11 protein-coding genes and 2 rRNA genes are annotated in these 19,337 nt (G+C 34.0%); 2 read left to right on the top strand and 11 right to left on the bottom strand.

Translation table 4 applies throughout. The annotated features are described in order from the left end of the window. Nucleotides 1–111: 111 nt before the first annotated feature. The 11 genes from EXC45_RS03445 to EXC45_RS03395 all read right to left on the bottom strand — a co-directional run bounded on the left by EXC45_RS03445 (nucleotide 112) and on the right by EXC45_RS03395 (nucleotide 16,212). Nucleotides 112–2,994 (bottom strand): 23S ribosomal RNA (locus EXC45_RS03445). A 282-nt stretch (nucleotides 2,995–3,276) separates the two neighbouring features. Then, a 16S ribosomal RNA gene (locus EXC45_RS03440) occupies nucleotides 3,277–4,782 on the bottom strand. The 16S and 23S rRNA genes sit together here, the layout of an rRNA operon. A 139-nt stretch (nucleotides 4,783–4,921) precedes the next feature. Further along, nucleotides 4,922–5,728, bottom strand: a complete 807-nt coding sequence (locus EXC45_RS03435) for a TIGR00282 family metallophosphoesterase (RefSeq protein WP_036434439.1) — start codon at nucleotides 5,726–5,728, stop codon at nucleotides 4,922–4,924. 70 nt (nucleotides 5,729–5,798) lie between these two features. Continuing rightward, the gene (locus tag EXC45_RS03430) at nucleotides 5,799–7,544 is read right to left on the bottom strand and encodes a hypothetical protein (protein WP_051616950.1); all 1,746 of its coding nucleotides are present in this window, start codon (nucleotides 7,542–7,544) and stop codon (nucleotides 5,799–5,801) included. Between the two features lie 3 nt (nucleotides 7,545–7,547). Next, nucleotides 7,548–7,820, bottom strand: coding sequence for a hypothetical protein (locus tag EXC45_RS03425; RefSeq protein ID WP_036434231.1), 273 nt, complete (start codon nucleotides 7,818–7,820; stop codon nucleotides 7,548–7,550). Nucleotides 7,821–7,822: 2 nt separating this feature from the next. Beyond that, on the bottom strand, nucleotides 7,823–8,851 hold the full coding sequence (locus EXC45_RS03420) for a carbohydrate ABC transporter permease (protein ID WP_036434235.1): 1,029 nt from the start codon (nucleotides 8,849–8,851) through the stop codon (nucleotides 7,823–7,825). Then, nucleotides 8,826–9,845, bottom strand: coding sequence for a carbohydrate ABC transporter permease (locus EXC45_RS03415; protein WP_036434237.1), 1,020 nt, complete (start codon nucleotides 9,843–9,845; stop codon nucleotides 8,826–8,828). The genes EXC45_RS03420 and EXC45_RS03415 overlap by 26 nt, the downstream gene beginning before the upstream one ends. Then, complete coding sequence (locus EXC45_RS03410) at nucleotides 9,832–11,919, bottom strand: ATP-binding cassette domain-containing protein (protein WP_036434239.1); 2,088 nt, start codon at nucleotides 11,917–11,919, stop codon at nucleotides 9,832–9,834. Before EXC45_RS03410 ends, EXC45_RS03415 begins: the two co-directional genes overlap by 14 nt. 13 nt (nucleotides 11,920–11,932) lie before the next feature. Further along, on the bottom strand, nucleotides 11,933–13,339 hold the full coding sequence (locus tag EXC45_RS03405; RefSeq protein ID WP_051616951.1) for a thermonuclease family protein: 1,407 nt from the start codon (nucleotides 13,337–13,339) through the stop codon (nucleotides 11,933–11,935). A gap of 67 nt (nucleotides 13,340–13,406) precedes the next feature. Further along, nucleotides 13,407–15,707, bottom strand: coding sequence for a P68 family surface lipoprotein (locus EXC45_RS03400; RefSeq protein WP_036434242.1), 2,301 nt, complete (start codon nucleotides 15,705–15,707; stop codon nucleotides 13,407–13,409). Nucleotides 15,708–15,930: 223 nt separating this feature from the next. Beyond that, nucleotides 15,931–16,212 carry an antibiotic biosynthesis monooxygenase gene (locus tag EXC45_RS03395; protein WP_036434244.1) on the bottom strand — a complete coding sequence of 94 codons (282 nt, stop codon included), beginning with the start codon at nucleotides 16,210–16,212 and terminating at the stop codon, nucleotides 15,931–15,933. A gap of 290 nt (nucleotides 16,213–16,502) precedes the next feature. On the opposite strand from EXC45_RS03395, the gene metK reads away from it, so the two are divergent. Further along, nucleotides 16,503–17,654, top strand: a complete 1,152-nt coding sequence (gene metK, locus EXC45_RS03390) for a methionine adenosyltransferase (protein WP_036434245.1) — start codon at nucleotides 16,503–16,505, stop codon at nucleotides 17,652–17,654. 157 nt (nucleotides 17,655–17,811) lie between these two features. Beyond that, nucleotides 17,812–19,182: a dihydrolipoyl dehydrogenase family protein gene (locus EXC45_RS03385; protein ID WP_036434248.1), complete on the top strand. Its 1,371-nt coding sequence runs from the start codon at nucleotides 17,812–17,814 to the stop codon at nucleotides 19,180–19,182. Nucleotides 19,183–19,337 lie beyond the last annotated feature (155 nt).

Genomic DNA, 19,337 nt, shown 5'->3' with positions numbered 1-19,337 from the left:
TTCCTTTAAAGAATAAAAAAGTATAAAAAAATGTGCCAAGAAGGCACTTATGCGCTTTGAAAACTGAATAGTAATATAATAATTTATTAAAATGTTTTGAAGTACATCTTAACTTTTAAACCTATCAATTTATTAGTAATGGTCAGCTGAATGTATTACTACACTTACACTTCCATCCTATCAACCTCGTAGTCTACAAGGAATTTCAAGGGAATACTTATCTCTGAGGAGGCTTCCCACTTAGATGCTTTCAGCGGTTATCCTTTCCGTACTTAGCTACCCAGCTATGCTCCTGGCGGAACAACTGGAACACCAGCGGTACGTCCACTCCGGTCCTCTCGTACTAAGAGCAGCTCTCATCAATATTCCAACGCCCACATCAGATAGGGACCGAACTGTCTCACGACGTTCTGAACCCAGCTCGCGTACCGCTTTAATTGGCGAACAGCCAAACCCTTGGAACCGACTCCAGCTCCAGGATGCGATGAGCCGACATCGAGGTGCCAAACCTTGCCGTCGATGTGATCTCTTGGGCAAGATAAGCCTGTTATCCCCAGGGTAACTTTTATCCGTTGAGCGACTGCCGTTCCATGACGTACAGCCGGATCACTAAGTCCTGCTTTCGCACCTGCTCGACTTGTAGGTCTCGCAGTCAAGCACACTTCTACCTTTGCGCTCTACATATGGTTTCTGACCATATTGAGTGTACCTTTGAACGCCTCCGTTACCTTTTAGGAGGCGACCGCCCCAGTCAAACTACCCACCACGCACTGTCCCCCTACCCGATTCAGGGTAGCAGGTTAGAAACTCAACATACCAAGGGTGGTATTTCAAGGACGACTCCATCAAGGCTAGCGCCTTGACTTCAAAGTCTCCCACCTATCCTACACATGTTAGGCCAAGTTCCAATACGAAGTTGTAGTAAAGCTCCATGGGGTCTTTTCGTCTTGATGCGGGTACCCAGCGTTTTCACTGGGACCATAATTTCACCGAGTCTAGTGTTGAGACAGTTGAGAGATCATTGCGCCTTTCGTGCAGGTCAGTATTTAGCCGACAAGGAATTTCGCTACCTTAGGACCGTTATAGTTACGGCCGCCGTTCACCCGGGCTTCACTTCAACGCTTCGCTAAAAGCTAACGCATCCGCTTAACCTTCGGGCACTGGGCAGGCTTCACCCCCTATACTTCACCTTGCGGTTTAGCAGAGAGCTGTGTTTTTGATAAACAGTTGCCCCTCACAATTTACTGTGGCCTAGTAAACTAGGCACCCCTTCTCGCGAACTTACGGGGTCATTTTGCAGAGTTCCTTAACACTAGTTTTCTCGCTCGCCTTAGAATACTCATCTTGGGGACGTGTGTCCGTTCTCGGTACAGGTACCTATAACTTTAACGCTTAGAAGCTTTTCTAGGAAGCATGAAATCACACAATTTGGCATAAGCCTATGCATCACTTCTCCCGGTTATAGAACACGCATTTAACTATGTTCACCAGTAAAAGCTTACCCCCAAATCCATTAATGGGTAGTGCTATCCTTCTCCGTCACTCCATCACTGGTTATAGATAGTACAGGAATATTAACCTGTTGTCCATCGGATACGCTTTTCAGCCTCTCCTTAGGTCCTGACTAACCCTGGGTGGACGAACCTTGCCCAGGAAACCTTCCCCAATAGGCGTCGTAGATTCTCACTACGAATCGTTACTCATACCGGCATTCTCACTTCTAATCGCTCCACCAGTCCTCACGGTCTGACTTCGCCGCAATTAGAACGCTCCTCTAACGTACTTTCGTACCCGTGGCTTCGGTATTGTGTTTACTCCCGTTACATTATTGGCGCAGGGTCTCTTGACTAGTGAGCTATTACGCACTCTTTAAAGGATGGCTGCTTCTAAGCCAACCTCCTAGTTGTTTATGAAACCCCACAACCTTTCTGACTTAACACAATTTTGGGACCTTAGCCGACGATCTGGGTTGTTGCCCTCGCGAGCCGGGACGTTAGCACCCCGGTTCCGACTGCATGACAATACACAATGGTATTCGGAGTTTGATTATAGTCAGTACCGCTAGGCGCGGCCATTCCATATTCAGTGCTCTACCACCAAAGTTTAACATCACACGCTAGCCCTAAAGCTATTTCGAGGAGAACCAGCTATCTCCAAGTTCGATTGGAATTTCTCCGCTATTCACAAGTCATCCGGGCACTTTTCAGCGTACTACGGTTCGGCCCTCCACTTGGGATTAACCAAGCTTCAGCCTGCTCATGAATAGATCACATGGTTTCGGGTATATGTCATCATACTAAACGCCCTATTCAGACTCGATTTCTCTACGGCTCCGCTTTTCTCCACTTAACCTCGCATGATAACATAACTCGCCGGTCCATACTGCAAGATGTACGCCATCACCCATTAACGGGCTCTGACTAATTGTAAGTAAGTGGTTTCAGAATCTATTTCACTCCCCTCCCGGGGTTCTTTTCACCTTTCCCTCACGGTACTAGTTCACTATCGGTGTCTGGTTAGTATTTAGCCTTACCGGATGGTCCCGGCAGATTCAGACAGGGTTTCACGTGCCCCGCCCTACTCAGGATACTATCAGAAGATTTTGCCATTTCGCATACGGGAGTCTCACCCTCTGTGCTTTAGTTTCCCAACTAATTCTGCTATAACAAAATTTTGTAACTTCATGTAGATAGTCCTACAACCCCAACATATGTTGGTTTGGGCTCTTCCACGTTCGCTCGCCGCTACTGATGGAATCATTATTTATTTTCTCTTCCTGTTGCTACTAAGATGTTTCAGTTCACAACGTGTCTCGTCTGCAGCGACTATATATTCATCGCTGAGCAGTTAGGCTTTCCCCTAACTAGGTTTCCCCATTCGGAAATCCCCGTATCGTAGCGTATATCCAGCTCCACGAGGCTTATCGCAGGTAATCACGTCCTTCATCGACTTCCAGACCCAAGGCATCCACCACAAACTCTTACTTATTTAAAAGTTATGTATTTTCCTATTGTTGATGTATTCAAAGACATTTTAATAAATTATTATTGCTAATAATTATCAACTCGGTATCACAAAACAAATTGACTAATTGTTTTTTTGATGTCGTTGTTATATTAATTTATCTTTACTATTCAGTTTTCAAAGAACATAATGAGAGAAAGTTCTCTCAAAACTAGATATATCATTGGACTACTTCAATGTACATGATCAAATGTTAATAATAGTCTTAAGGTAAAGTTAGTTAATTAATTAACTAATAATTGTACTCCGTAGAAAGGAGGTGATCCATCCCCACGTTCTCGTAGGGATACCTTGTTACGACTTAACCCCAGTCACCAGTCCTGCCTTAGGCGGTTGTTTCCGTAGTTAACAAAACCGACTTCGGGCATTACCAGCTCCCGTGGTTTGACGGGCGGTGTGTACAAGACCCGAGAACGTATTCACCGTAGCGTAGCTGATCTACGATTACTAGCGATTCCGACTTCATGAAGTCGAGTTGCAGACTTCAATCCGAACTGAGAACGGTTTTTTGAGATTTGCTCCACGTCGCCGTATTGCTTCTCTTTGTACCGTCCATTGTAGCACGTGTGTTGCCCCACTCGTAAGAGGCATGATGATTTGACGTCATCCCCACCTTCCTCCCAGTTACCTGGGCAGTCTCCTTAGATCATCTAACTAAGGACAAGGGTTGCGCTCGTTGCAGGACTTAACCGAACATCTCACGACACGAGCTGACGACAACCATGCACCATCTGTCATTCCGTTAACCTCCACTATATCTCTATAGCTTTGCGGAAGATGTCAAGAGTGGGTAAGGTTCTACGCGTATCTTCAAATTAAACCACATGCTCCACCGCTTGTGCGGATCCCCGTCAATTCCTTTAAGTTTCACTCTTGCGAGCATACTACTCAGGCGGATGATTTAATGCGTTAGCTGCGCCGATGGTGTCCATCAGCTAATCATCATCGTTTACGGCGTGGACTACCAGGGTATCTAATCCTGTTTGCTCCCCACGCTTTCGTCTCTCAGTGTCAGTGTATTCCCAGTTAATTGCCTTCGCCATGTTGGTGTTCTTCCTTATATCTACGCATTCCACCGCTTCACAAGGAATTCCATTAACCTCTAAATAACTCTAGTTTGCCAGTATCCAACGCGATTTGGGGTTGAGCCCCAAGTTTTGACGCCAGACTTAACAAACAACCTACAGACGCTTTACGCCCAATAATTCCGGATAACGCTTGCAACCTATGTATTACCGCGGCTGCTGGCACATAGTTAGCCGTTGCTTTCTGACAAGGTACCGTCAAGGCAATAGCATTTCCTCTACTGCTTTTTCTTCCCTTATAACAGCAGTTTACAACCCGAAGGCCGTCATCCTGCACGCTGTGTCGCTCCATCAAGCTTTCGCTCATTGTGGAAAATTCCCTACTGCTGCCTCCCGTAGGAGTCTGGGCCGTATCTCAGTCCCAGTGTGGCGGTTCAGTCTCTCAACCCCGCTAAACATCATCGCCTTGGTAGGCCATTACCCTACCAACTAGCTAATGTTCCGCACCCCGATCCTCTAGTGAAGCAAACGCTCCTTTTATATTATCAACATGTGTTAATAATAAGTATCCGGCATTAGCGCTAATTTCTCAGCGTTATTCCAATCTAGAGGGCACGTTAAGTACGTGTTACTCACCCATTCGCCGCTAAGTTCTAAAAGAACTCCGCTCGACATGCATGTATTAGGCACACAGCCAGCGTTCATCCTGAGCCAGGATCAAACTCTCGAAAAAATTGACTGTCATGTATTTTGTATATATCTAGTTTTCAAAGAACTTTTGCAATGTTTGCTTTCTAATTATACATAAAAAATATTTTTGCAAAATTAATTTTGAATTTTTTTCTTAATTTTTTTTCAAAAAAAATATTAGCCTAAGCTAATACATTTCTGCGGTTAATAACTTTTATTTTTGCTTTCTTTTTATTAGTATTTAAAGTTAAAAAAACAGCATTTAGTTGAGTGTTGTTGGGACTAACTTTAAAACGCATACGAGTTCCAAAACGCATATTGCTATACACTTCATCATAATTAGCACCTATAGCACTATCTTGCGGACCACACATTCCAACATCGGTGATAAATAAAGTTCCATTAGGAAGTTGACGAGCATCCGAAGTTTGGACATGAGTGTGAGTTCCGCACACTGCATCAGCAATCCCGTCCACATATAATCCAAAAACATTTTTTTCGCTGGTGGTTTCACCGTGAAAATCTACAAAAACAAAATTGTAATTATGTTTTTTAATTTCTTCATCAAAATAATCAAAGAAATTATTAGGAGCATCTTGTTTTCAAGGAGCTAAAAGCGGATTAAAAGCCACTCCCATAAGAGAAATAACTAAAAGTTTTTTTCCTTTAATATCAAAAACTTTAGCTCCTACTCCTGGATAATCACTATCAATATTTAGAGGTCTAATAATGTCAGAATTCTCAATGTAATCAAAAATTTCTCCTTGAGCTCATACGTGATTTCCCATTGTAAAGGCATTTATTCCAAGCTCTTTAAGTTTTAAATAATCTTTTTGTTTGAGTCCTTTGCGTCCAGAGATATTTTCTCCTTGAGCAATAATAAAGTCTGGTTTGAATTTGGCTTTTAATTCAGGAAGGCATTTTTCAACTGTATCAATACCAGGTTGACTAAAAATATCTCCAAAAAATAATACTTTGAGCTTTGACATAGTAAAGTAATTATAAACAATATTAACTATCTTAAACAAATAAAAAAACCAAGCATTAAGCTTGGTAAAATTATTTAACATGAGCAATATCATTAAATGCTTGATCAATTGTATATCCACTTGGTAAAGAAGTATAAATTTCTTCTTCAGGATTGTAAGCAAATGAAGAATCAGCTTGATATGATAAAAATCCTTTATAGATATCAACCATGTATCATTTATTAGTTTTTTTATCATAAAATTCAAGTCAATAAGTTTCTCTAGGCTCACTAGCATTTGGATATGTATATGTTCCTTTGATAATTTGAACTTGATATGAACCCATAATAAACATAAAGTATCCATAAAGTTCAACTAAGTGATATAAATTGGTTTTAGTTTGTCTTACAGCGTAATTTAAATTATCTCTAACTGTATTTAAATCAGAAGCAAAGAATGTTTTATACTCTTGCAACTCTTGCATTTTTTGAGCAAGCTCTTGTTCAGAAGCATTATTTTCTTTAAGTTGTTTGTATTCGCTAAAAACTTCAAAGAATTTATTTAATTTAGTTTCTCTTTCGTTAAATGAATTTTGCAATCTAACATATCTAGCATAGTTTCTTTGCTTATCAGCTTCAGTTTTAGAATTTTCGTAGTTTACTTTTGCTCCATTAAGAGTATTTTGAGCATTTATATATGAAGCGTAATTAAGTAATTCGTAATGATTTTCGATAAATTCAGTAGGATGAGCTAAAAACTCTTCACGAAGTAATGCTGCTTCTGGGGTATTTTCATTTAACACAGAAGGTTGAGCAAAAACAGCATAACGATCAGATTTAGCATTATCTTCAGGGTTAGTTGAAGTTAAAACTGATACAGGTCCAAATCCAGCTGCCATTCCTGAATTAGAAGAGTCATCAAGTTTGTATTGCTGAGTTTTCATGTACTCAAACATTTTTAAATATACATTTTTAGAATCTTCAATTTCATTTGCAGTTAAAGGATTTTTTATTTGGTTGGCAACGTGCATGAAACGATCATATGGAATTGCATTAAAAGGAACTCTAAAATTGTATTCAAAAGTAATTGCTGAAATATCCCCTAGGTCATCTCTAACAACTTTAAGCATTGATTTAGGATCATCTTCAGGATATTTAAGAGATTCAATAAATTTGGTATATAAAGGGGTTCCTTTTAAATAATTAGAAACTACTTGTTGGAATTTTTCAACAGTTAGAACTTTATTATCGTCGCTTTTGTTTAAATAAGAAAAACTATTAATATTGTTAAATAAAGTGTAAATCTCCTTTTCTTCTGGAGAGTATTGAATCTTGTTTGGGTTTGTTTCGTTATAATCAATTTTTAAAAGATCAGCAACTGTTTTTCCATCTGGATGACTTTGATAATATTGCTTAATTTTTTCTTTTAAATTACTTAAAAATTGGTTGTATAACTTAACGGCATTATCATTTTGAATACCATTAATAATTTCTGCGTTGGCATTAACATCTTTTGTTTGAACTGATAAAGTATCATTCAAAAAGACTCTGATGTGGTTGTTGTTTGCACTAAAAGAATTCTCAATCCCTAGTGAAACGTTTTTAAGGTTTAAAGTTAAGATTTTACTTTTAAATAGTTCATTTTCAGCTTGAACAAGTGATGGGATGTTGTATTGTGTTGCTACTTTTTGTTTGTTTAAAAATGCATTATTGTCTCTATAACTTTTTGCGTATACAACAGTCGGATGATTTTCATATAAACATGAAGCTACAAATGCTGAGGTCGAAGTTACAGCAACGCTAGCAAATAAAAATTTAAATAGATTTTTCTTTTTCATAATCTAAAACATTTCAGCGTATTTTCAAGATCTAATTCCAGCATATGTAATGATAGAACCAATGACAAGTAAAATACAGCAAAACGCTAATCCTCCTATCGCATAAGCTTTGACAAATCTATAAATTGATAAAATTTGTTCATCTAAATTAACATTAGCAGTTGAATCTAAAGTAGATTGTGATAAGTTAACCAAATATGAAAGCAAAATAATTCCTATAAAGGCAACTACGCTAAGGATTGATCAAATAATTACTTTTCTTTTATAATTTTTCATTTTTACCCCTTAATTGTAGATCCTTGTCTTGATACAGCTCTCATGATTCATTTTCTAGCAAATAAGTACACAATAAACATCGGTAAAATAACAATAATACTTGCGGCTAATTTAACGTTAACAGCAATGTTAGCTCCTGAGTTTGGATCATCTGGGTTTAATCCAGCTTTAAATAATCACACTGAAATAACTTCAAATTTAGTATCACCAATTGTTGAAATAACTGATGGTCACAAGTAAGCATTTCATGATGAAAGTGAAGTTAAAATAACAATAGTTAATGTTGTTGGAACAACCATTGGTAGAGCTATTTTAAAGAAATATTTAGCTCCTGAAGCTCCATCAACAAGAGAAACTTCTTTAATTCTTCCTGGAATTGCTTCAAAAGCATTTTTGTACATAACTGTATTGAAAATGCTTGCACTAAAAGGAGCAGCTACGGCAATAACGAATAAGAAGAATGTTTTAAATAATCCAGTTTTTAAAACAACAATGTATTGACCTGATAATAATGCTACTTCTGGAAGCACTAATAAAGCAAGAGCTAAGAATCAAATAAGCCCTTTACCTCTTCAAGTTTTAAGTGAAAATGCATATCCCATTAAAGAAGTAATAAACACTTTTAAGAATACTGATACAAATACGTTAACGGTGGTTAAAATGAATGAATCTCAGTATCCACTTGAAATGGCTTTATTATAAGTGTTGGCTACAACAGCACTTCAAGTGTCTAAATTTACATTACCTTCACCATAAACATATGAAGTTCCTCCTTTAAATGAAGGGAGTAAAGTGAATGTAGTTTTTAGAGAACCAGCTTCTGTATCGTTCATAAATGAGATTAAAATCATAAAAACGAACGGGAAAATAACTGCTACCCCAAATAAACATAAAACAAATAGTTTTAGTAAGCTAGATAAAATAACTGAATAAAGGTTTTTTTCTCTAACTTGTGAAGAAACACGTTCTTGGTTTCTTTTTAATTTTTTACCAACAAAATAACGATTAGCTCTTAGTTTTAACTCAAACATTTCTTTCTCCTAAAACATTAAGTGTTACTTGAGCCATGAAGAATCCACCACGAATAATTGAAGAGAAGGTTACTCCAATGATAAATAGCGAAATACTTGAGGCTCCAGCTAATGCAAGTTGACCTTGAGTTGTCATCAAGTATACATAAAGCATAATTGAAGCCCCACCATTGTTAAAGGCATTAAGTGGTTTGTTTTCAAATAATGCAAGTGGGAATACTTTAAGTCCACCGATGATTCCTAAGGTAATAATAAAGTTAATTGTTCCTTTAATTGAAGGTAAAGTGATGGTAAAAAATTGTTTAATTTCTGAACATCCATCAATAGATGCAGAACGGTATAAGTTTTTATCTACTGATAACATTGCAGTTGTGTAAATAAGAATGTTAAACGCTAAACCATTTCAAATTCCATTAATCACAATCGCAACTAAAGCATTAAATGAATTTTCATCTCCAGAAGTTAATCATCCAGTTTTAGTTCCAAGTACTGAGTTTAAAATTCCAGTTGGACTAAATAATTGGATAAATACAAGAGAAACAGCAACACCATTAGTAACATAAGGCATGAAGAATACTGTTTGTCAAAATCCTCTTGCATAATTACGATATAACTTGGCAATAATTGATGAAACTACCAGCGAAATAATCATAACCATTGGTAGTGTGAAAATTCCGTAAATAAATGAGTTTCTTACCCCTAATGCAAATTTTGTATCAGTAATAACATTAACATAGTTTTGCAGAGTAAAGTTCCCTTTTGCATCAGTAAATGAGCTATAAATGTTTAGCCCCATAGGAACAATAGTAAACATTAATAACAAGATAATTCCAGGCATTAAAAGCATAAGTGGAATTAACATGTTACTTCTTCTATCTAAAATAGAATAAGATAATGTTCCTTTAGCAGAAGCAAGTTTTTTTAACGCTCAATTGTATGTAAAAGGAAATACTTTGGTCAGAAAATTAATTCTTTCTGGACTAAATAATTTCATACTCGAGCCTTTCTTCTGTTAGAGAGTCAAAAACATGAAGTTTTTCAATTGGTAAACTAAAGTAAATTTTGTCATTTACACTGTAGTTGTAATTGTTATCTAATAAGAAGTTAATTTTACCTACGTTTTCAATTTCAACTACAAGTTTACTTTCTTTACCAAAGTTTTCTTGAACTAAAACAGTTCCAACAAAATCATGTTTTTCTTTAGCTGTTTTAATAAGGAAGTCTTCTGAACGAACACCCACATTTAGTGAAAGAGCATCTTTGTCTTTAAAAGTAACTCCTTTAATTTCTTTACCAGCTACAAAAAGTTTGTTGTTTTTGTATTCTGAAGCAAAAAGTCCCATCTCAGGCATTCCTAAGAAACGAGCAACAAATTGATTTTTAGGTTTGTTATATAACTCAAGTGGGGAACCCATTTGTTGAACTTTTGCTGTAGACATGCAGACAATAATATCTGAAATAGACATCGCTTCTTCTTGGTCGTGAGTAACAAATACTGTGGTAATTCCAAGAGATTGTTGAATTTGTCTAATTCATTGACGAGTTGAAATTCTCAACTTAGCATCTAAGTTTGAAAGAGGTTCATCCATTAAAAGAATTTGAGGTTTTTTAACAATAGCACGAGCAATTGAAACCCTTTGTTGTTGACCACCAGATAATCTGGTTGGTTTCTTTTGTAAAATTGGAACAATTTCAACTCTTTTAGCAACTTCCATAACTTCATTATGAATTGATTTGCTTAAAGGAATATCTGCTTTAGAAATTTCTTTTACTTGTTCTTTTTGCTCAGCAGTTAAGATGCTTTCTGAAGAATTTCTTTCTTTTTTAAGAGCCTCTTTAAGTGCATATTTAGTTTCAAGTTCCTTAACTAAATTTCTAAAGTGTTTTTCAGCGTAAAATTTAAGGTTTTTATCTAAGTCTAATAATTTTTTGTACTCAGCATCAGTTTTTAAACTTTTATTGAAGGCATCTTTAGTTTCTTTGTTTTTAAGATGAGTTTCATGTTTTAAGACTTTGTATTTGGCAATTATTTCTTGTACTTTAACTTCATAACGATATCTTGTTATTAAATTAACAATTTTTTCTTCTAATTTAATTATTTCAATTCTATCTTTTAAAGTTAAGTTATCAAAATTTTCATTTAATAACTGAGCATTTAAATCAAGAAGTTCTTGCACTTTAGCGTCTGATTGTTCCTTATTAAGATCTTTTTGGAATTTTAAAATGTTTTTATCAAGAGATGCTAAAATTTGTGATTTTTGAAGTTCTGATTCAATTAATACATTATTAGCAATTGCTTGTTTGTAATTGTCTTTTACAACTTGAATTTTGTTTTTAGTATCTTTTTTAGTTAAACCGTTAGTTTTAAGCACATTTTTAGCTAAAAGAGATAATTCTGAAGTTTCATGAACTCTAACTACTTTGTACTCAGTGTTTGCTTTTTCATATTCGGCAACTAATTCAGCATATTTTTCATCTAATTTAGTTTTTGATTCTCTTTCAACAATTTTTCAATCAAAATACGCTTGTTGTAATTGTTGAATTTCTTCTTCAGAAGCTCCCAAAGCTTTTAAATAGATACATCTAATATCATTTTTAGCTTTTAAACGTTTCATGAACATTTTCTTTTGTCATTCCATGTCATTTTTAAGAGGGAAAGCAATATTAGCGTAAACACTCATGTGTGGGTATAAAGCATAGTTTTGGAAAACGAATCCGATTTTACGTTTTTGAGGAGTATAATCGGTAACATCTTTACCACGGAATAAAATTTTTCCTGATGTAGCAGTTAATAAACCAGCAATAGCATTTAAAGTAGTAGTTTTTCCACTACCAGAAGGACCAAGTAAAGTAACTAGTTTCCCTTCTGGGATTTTAAAACTAACATTATCAACAGCAAGAGTTTCACCAAAATCGATATTTAAATTTTTAAGCTCAATAGCGGGAATTGATTGATGGTCTCTTTTGTTGTATTCTTCTCTATATTGCTGAAGAGTTTGAACATATAAATCAGACTCAGAAACTTTTAAATAACTAACTAAATCATTAATTTTCTTTACTATTTTCATAAGTTCCTTTTATTTAGTTTTTAGTAATTTTTGTTAAGACATTATCTTCTGTTTGACTTCAGAAAGGTCTTCATTCATTGTTTGGTTTAATTAAGTACACAAATTTTTGGACATCTTCAGGAGAATTAAAGAATCTAAAGAATCCTTTTTTGTTTTCGATTGCTTTATTAAAAGCGTCATACATATAAGGATAAAGAACATTTTCATAAGTATTAGCTTCGTTGATTTTATTTACTCAACCAAAACCATTAATATATGGAAGGGTGTATCCTTGACTAACAATTGAAGTGTTGTATGAATATTCGTAATTATCACCAAAGAATACATCAGCTAAGACTCTACCATATCCGTCTTTACCTTCAACAAATCCAATTCTAAGGTTTTGTTTAACAACTTTGCCTGCAGAAGTAGTTTGTTCTAAAACATCCTTTGCAAATTTTGAAGATATTACGGCAAAAGAGTTTTCTAATGGTGCTGAAAGTTCAGAGCTTACCGCTTTTTCAGGGGTGTCAATTCCAGCCAATCTGATTTTAACAGTATCTCCAACTTTAATATTTTGAGAATCTAAAGCTGTTCTTGCAGTTACAGTAATTGTATCTCCATCAGAAGTTCCTGATAAATAAGCGTCAAAGTATTTAGCTTTTACTGTTTGGTTATTTCAATCGATATTTAATTTTGGTAAATCACTTAGATTTGCTGTTAATTCTTTATAAGCTTGCCCGATTGTTTTAGCTAGTGATATATTTGCGTTTTTTTCTAAGGTCAATCCAATGTTAGTGATTTTTTTATCATCAAGAAACATTTCGTAGCTAAGTTTTACAACAATACCAACACTATTGGCATTTTCTAATTCGGTTGTTAAAGAATCTCTTTTAGCTTGAGGTAATTTCGGAGTTACATAATCTGTATTTTCAATTACGTGTGATAATTGAACGAATTTTAAAGTAGCTTTTTTACCATAAAAATCGATTTGAATTTCTTTTTGAAAATCCTTAATGTTTTCTGAAGATACAGAAAATGTATCTAAATTTTGAAATTCTAATTTGCTTGAATATTCTTGAGAAAACTTAGTTTGAAGCTCTTTTGCTTGTTGTTCAAAAGCAGCTCTTCAAGCAGATATATATTCATTTCTACGCTTTGAGATATATGAGTTTCTTTGATTTTGATCTGAAATAGATTCTGAACCATAATTAATATAAGCATTTAATGCATCTCTGTTATAGTCAATTCTGTAATTATCAGAAGAACCATTTTGACGTAATGAATAATCAAAACTTGTGGTGCTTTTTCCAGGAAGTGAAGGACCACTAGTTTTTTGTTCTGGTTTTGCACATGTGGTAGCTGAAAGCGCGAAAACCACAGGCAAAAATCCGCTTGAAAAAACTAGTAAGTTTTTTCTAATTTTTCTATTTAATTTCATAAAAATCCTTTAAGTTTAAAAAATAGAATTTACTTAAAAAGTAAATTTTATTTTTGGATAAGTTCAATTAGTTTTTAGGGAAAGAAATTTTGCTAATAAATTCGGTAAATGATTGAGTTTTCTTAGAAACTGCTGCTGTTTGAAGTGAATCAAATCCGGCTTCAATTGATTTTCTAAATAATGAAGAGTGAATTGATGAAGGTTCTTCAAATACAACGTATTCTTTTGGGTTTAATGTAGCAGTTTTAAATAAGTCAGCTGCTGTTTTTAAGTACTCATTGTCACCATATAATTCGCTTGAATCTTGTGTTTCAAATCCTTTGTAAGGGGTTACATAAGAAGCGAATTTATTAAAGAATTGAATTGGTGTTAATGTGTATGTACTGTCATCTGAACCAACAGGTGAAGCAAATGTATATGTTTTATTTGTGAATAATCATTTAACAAATGCTTTTGTAGCTTTATCATCAGTATCATTTGCGTGAATTCCAATTAAAGAAGGACCTTGACCGTAAATAACTTTAACTTTATTTTCTTTTCTTCATTTAAGAGGAGTATACATTGAAACTAGTTCTTCTCTATTAAGTTCTTTAGTTCTGTCTTTTCCAGATTCAACTAATTGTAAGTCATTAGTTAATAAATCTTTAGTTTTTTGGTTAATTGTTAATGAATCTCTACCTTCTTTTACATAAATAAGCATGTATCTTGAACCAGTAGTAGCATCAACATTAGCTTGTCTTACAAGTCCTCCAAAAACACCTTTTTCTTTAACTAATTTAAGGAAATCTTTGTGTTCTTGAACATCTTCATTGTATAAAACTTTAATTAATAAGTCTTTACCATTAACTGTAGTTGAAGCAGCTAATTGATCTGTAAATGCTTTTTCATTTTCTGCATCCAAGAAAATAAGCCCATATTTATCGTCTTTATCAATTTTGTGAGTTGATTTGTACAATGGGTTTCCAAATCTTGATAAACGAGCGACTTCATCAGTTCCATTTTTTCTGGTATTGATACTTACCATTGTTGATCTATCTTGAATTAAATCTCCATTAAATTTAATTGATGAACCTTTTGAATAAATTTTAGTATCTGCTATATAGTTGTGGGTGTATCCAGCAGTTGAACCAGTTGAAAAGGCAATTCTGTGGTGTGTTTGGTCTCCAGAAGAGAATTGTCCACCAGGGAATAGTTTTAACCCTCCACTTTGAACTGCTTTAGCAATTTCTGAATAAATTTCAGATGATTTTGTGTAAGCGGTACTTGCGGTGTTTTTAAGTGAACCAAAGTTTACTTGTGTAATTCCTTCAGATTTAGTTGCATAAGAGATCATTTTTAAATCTTCTGCATCAATTTCTGAGTAAAGAGATTGGAATAATAATGAAGGTGAACCATCCACTCCAAATACGTGAACTTGAGCATTAACCGGATCATTGTTATTGTATGAATTTTCAAAAAGTGATTGAGCTTTGGCTGCAAAGTCTAAGGTATCTTTGTAGATTTCAAATGTTTGTTTTGAAATAGTAACATCACTCATTGAAACTCCACTACGTGGATTTCCTCAAATAGAAACAACTCCACTTCTATCTGCTTCTCCTTTTGCTTTAATAGTGTCAACAAATTCTTTTGTTTCTTGATCATCAGCAAGTTTTGCTCCAGCGCTTACCATTGAGTCAATAAGGTATGAAAGAACTGGCGCATTAACAGCTAAAAAATTAGTACTTTTAGCTAAAGGAATTAAGTAAGTAGATTCATTACGCACATTTTCAATGCTTGTATTAGCTTTTGCAAACACGCTTGAAAAGTCATCAATATCTACGTTATATCCGTCTAATTCATCATTGAAACTTAAAAGCATGTTTTTTTCTGCTAATTTAGCAGCAACATCTCCATAGTTCATGATTAGGTTGTAGAAATTATCAGTGTTTCTAGCATTTAAGTCACTAGTAACTTTTTCTGACCCTTTATCATATCCTGAACCAAGGTTTTTTTGTTCTACAGCTTTTGCTCCTTCAGAAAGATCTGCAGATTTATCAGAAACTAATTTATTATAAACTTCTAGAATTTTGTCAAGGGTTTGAGCTTGAGCACCTCCTGAAGAGAAAGTTGTTCCTAATTTAATTGTGTCTTGAACGTTGGTGTTAAATCTTCCGTCTGCTGAAGGATTTGCTCCATTAGAAGCGTTATCAATTCTAAGTTGTTCAGCTTCGCTGATTGTTTGATTTGAATTGCTTGAACCTCCGCTTGTGTTTCCTCCTTCTTTAATAGGTGTATCAGCATTATTTGATGAACCACAAGAAGCAGCAATACCTGTTGCTCCTAAAATGGTAGCTGTACCTAATATAATTTTTTTAAATTTTGAAGTCATTTAATTCTCCTTTATTTGTAAATTTTTAAATTTACTTCTTACCTGTAGTAAGGTAATACAATTATAGCAGTTTCGTTTTTTTCATGCGAAATTAGCTATTTATTTCCACAAATTTTCCACATTTTTACAGTGATCTAAGAACATTTTTCATTTATGCACTTTGGTGATAAATAAAAAATAGCTAGCAAAAGGGTTCACTTTTAATAAGTGATGCTAACTATTTTTATGATAGTGTCTCCATTTGATATAAAACGGTTACATTTTTTGACATTTTCGCTAAAGTTGAAAGTTCTTTTGAGTATTCTTCAGTTTTGATGTGATTTTCGTAATCTGAAGCATTTGTTCATCTTTCAATTAGAATAACTTCTTTGCCATTAAAGCCGTATTCAAATGATAAATTATTCGCAAGCATACGGGTCTTCTTAGTAAGAACATATAAATAGTCAATAAAACCTTTTAGCTTTTCTTCATTGACTTGATAAAGTGATGCTTTAGCAAAGATCATAAACTCTCCTTTTATGATGGTATTATTCTGTAAATGTCGCAACCAAATTGCCTATTTAATCTTATCAAAATCAACACTAAAACCCTTAAAAAATTAAAATTTTAAATATTAATTTAATGTTATTTTTGCTTTTGTGTATGTTATAATTAAAGTCCAATTAGCATAAAGAGTACGGTAGCTTGACAGCATTGACCGTAGCCAACCTTTTAAGTAAGGTGGATAGTCAGGGAGAAATCCAGCATGCTTGAATACATGTATGTTCTCCTGCTAATTTGAGAGGAGATTTTTTTATGAGAAAATTATTTACTAGCGAATCAGTAGGTAGAGGTCACCCCGACAAAGTATGTGACCAAATTTCTGATGCAATTTTAGATTCATATTTAACATTGGATCCATATGCGAAAGTAGCTATTGAAACTTTAGCATCCGGAAATATGATTGTTATTGCTGGTGAGGTTAATTCTAATGTGGATATTGATGTAATTGACATTGCTAAAAATATTTTAAGAAAACTGGGATATTATTCATATAAAACCAGTATTATCGTTGACATTAAAGAGCAATCAAGCGACATTCACCAAGGGGTGGAACTTGGTAGCGAAAAAGGACAAGAACTCGGAGCTGGAGACCAAGGAATTATGTTTGGATATGCAACTAATGAAACTCCAGAATATATGCCACTAGCAATTATGCTTGCTCACGAAATTGTAAAAACAGCTGATAAATTAAGAGAAAGTGGTCAATTTAAATGAGCTAAAGCAGACATGAAATCACAAGTGACTTTAGATTACACAAATCCTAATAAAACAACCATTGATACTATTTTATTTAGTATTCAACATTCTCCAAAATACAACAAAGAAGAGTTTGAAAACTACATCAAAAATAATGTTGTAGGAGAAGTGCTTAAAAAATACAATATGGAAGCTCCAGATAAATTATTAATTAATCCAACTGGAAACTTTGTAATTGGTGGACCAATTGGTGATACAGGATTAACCGGAAGAAAAATTATTGTTGATACTTACGGAGGAGCGGCTCGTCATGGTGGAGGAGCTTTCTCAGGAAAAGACGCCACTAAAGTGGACCGTTCAGCAGCGTATGCTGCTCGCTGAATTGCTAAAAATGTCGTAGCAGCAAAGTTAGCTGATAAAATTGAAATTCAAATTGCTTATTCTATTGGAGTTGCTAAACCAGTTTCAGTAATGGTTGAATCATTTGGAACCAACAAAGTCCCAAATGAACTAATTGAACAAGCTATTAATGAACTTTTTGATTTAACTCCTAAAGGAATTATTGAATCACTTGATTTAAGAAAACCAAAATACTTACAAACTGCTTATTATGGTCACTTTGGAAGAACTGATGTTGATTTAACTTGAGAGAGACTTGATAAAGTAGAACAATTACAAGAATATGTCCAAAAACATTTAAATAAGTAAAAACATCATTTTTTACCTAAAAAATATGCAAAAACACACTTTTTGATTTTAAGTGTGTTTTATTTTTTAAATTAAAATTTCCTTTGTTTACATTTTTAGCACTCAAAAAACTTTTTAAGAAACCTAATAAAAATTCCAATAGACATATAATTAAAGTATGGAAAAATTAGTTAAAAAATATGATGTTGCCATTATTGGTTGAGGAAAGGGTGGAAAAACAATTGCTGCAAAATTAGGTAACACTAATTTAAAAGTACTTGTAATTGAAAAAGACCCTAAAATGTATGGAGGAACATGCATTAACGTTGGATGTTTACCAACTAAAGCGCTTACACACCTTTCAAAAGTGCTTAAAGAAACAAGAAAATTAGGAATCAAAAGAGATTTTGAATTAAACAAGCAAGCATATGCACATGCTATTAAACATAAATTTGACTTTGTGGCTAGATTAAATAAAGTTAACTTTGCTAATTTAGATACCAAAGCAAATGTAGACTTACTTTTAGGAGATGCATCTTTTGTAGATCAAAATACATTAAAAGTGCAATCACTTGATCAAGAACACTTGATTCAAGCAGATAAAATTATTATCAACACTGGTGCTAAATCTCGTGATATTAACTTACCAGGTAGAAACAACCCTAACGTTTTACTTAGTGATCAAATTTTAGATTTAGATGTATTACCAGAAAAATTGCTTGTTATTGGAGCTGGATTTATCGGTTTAGAATTTGCTACTTACTTTAATAACTTCGGAACAAAAGTAACTATTGCTCAAAACAACAATTTATTCATGCCTTCTGAAGATGAATCAGATGCTAAAGCAGTATTAGAACAAATGCAAAAACAAGGAATTGAATTTGTGTTTAACGCTAACATTGAAGGTTTTGAGGAATCTCAAAATGGAGTTAATGTAAAAATTAACGGTGAATTACACAACTTTGACAAAGTGCTTGTGTCAGTGGGTAGAACTCCAAATTATGATGGATTGAATTTAGAAGCTGCTGGAGTTGAAGTTAAAAACTATGCTGTAGCTGTAAATGAAAAATTACAAACCTCACAATCACACATTTGAGCCGTAGGAGATGTTAAGGGAGGAGCTCAATTTACCTATATTTCTCTAGATGACAGTAGAATTGTATTGCCACAAATTTTAGGTAAAGAAGTTGAATATAATTTAACAAATAGAACTAATGTGCCTTTTACATCATTTATTGATCCTGAATATGCGCGTACTGGTTTAAACGAAAAACAAGCTAAAGCTTTAAATATTAATTACACAGTTAAAATGCTTCCAACAGCAAAAATTCCTAAAGCTCATGTAATTGATGAGCTTGCTGGATTTTCAAAAGTGTTAATTGATGAAAATGGTTATATCATTGGTGCAACCTTGTTCCACTATCAAGCTGCCGAAATGATTAACATTTTATCGCTTGCAATTTCTAAAAAACTTAAATATCAAGAACTAAGAGATTTTATTTACACTCACCCTATTTTTACTGAATCTTTAAACGAACTTCTTGATTAATGTTAAATAAGTAACTCAACTCGATTTTTCAAATAGAATCGGGTTGTTTTTTTATATTAAAGTATCCGCGTATAATCAAGATACAAAGTAATATACAATTAATAAAAATTAAATTTTCGCTAGAAAATGTTAAAAAATGAAATTTCTTTTCACAA

It is taken from the genome of Mycoplasmopsis columboralis, assembly GCF_900660675.1.
Taxonomy (GTDB): domain Bacteria; phylum Bacillota_I; class Bacilli_A; order Mycoplasmatales; family Metamycoplasmataceae; genus Mycoplasmopsis; species Mycoplasmopsis columboralis.
The sequence above is the reverse complement of the archived record's forward strand: the minus strand, read 5'-3'. Positions and strand labels throughout refer to the sequence as shown.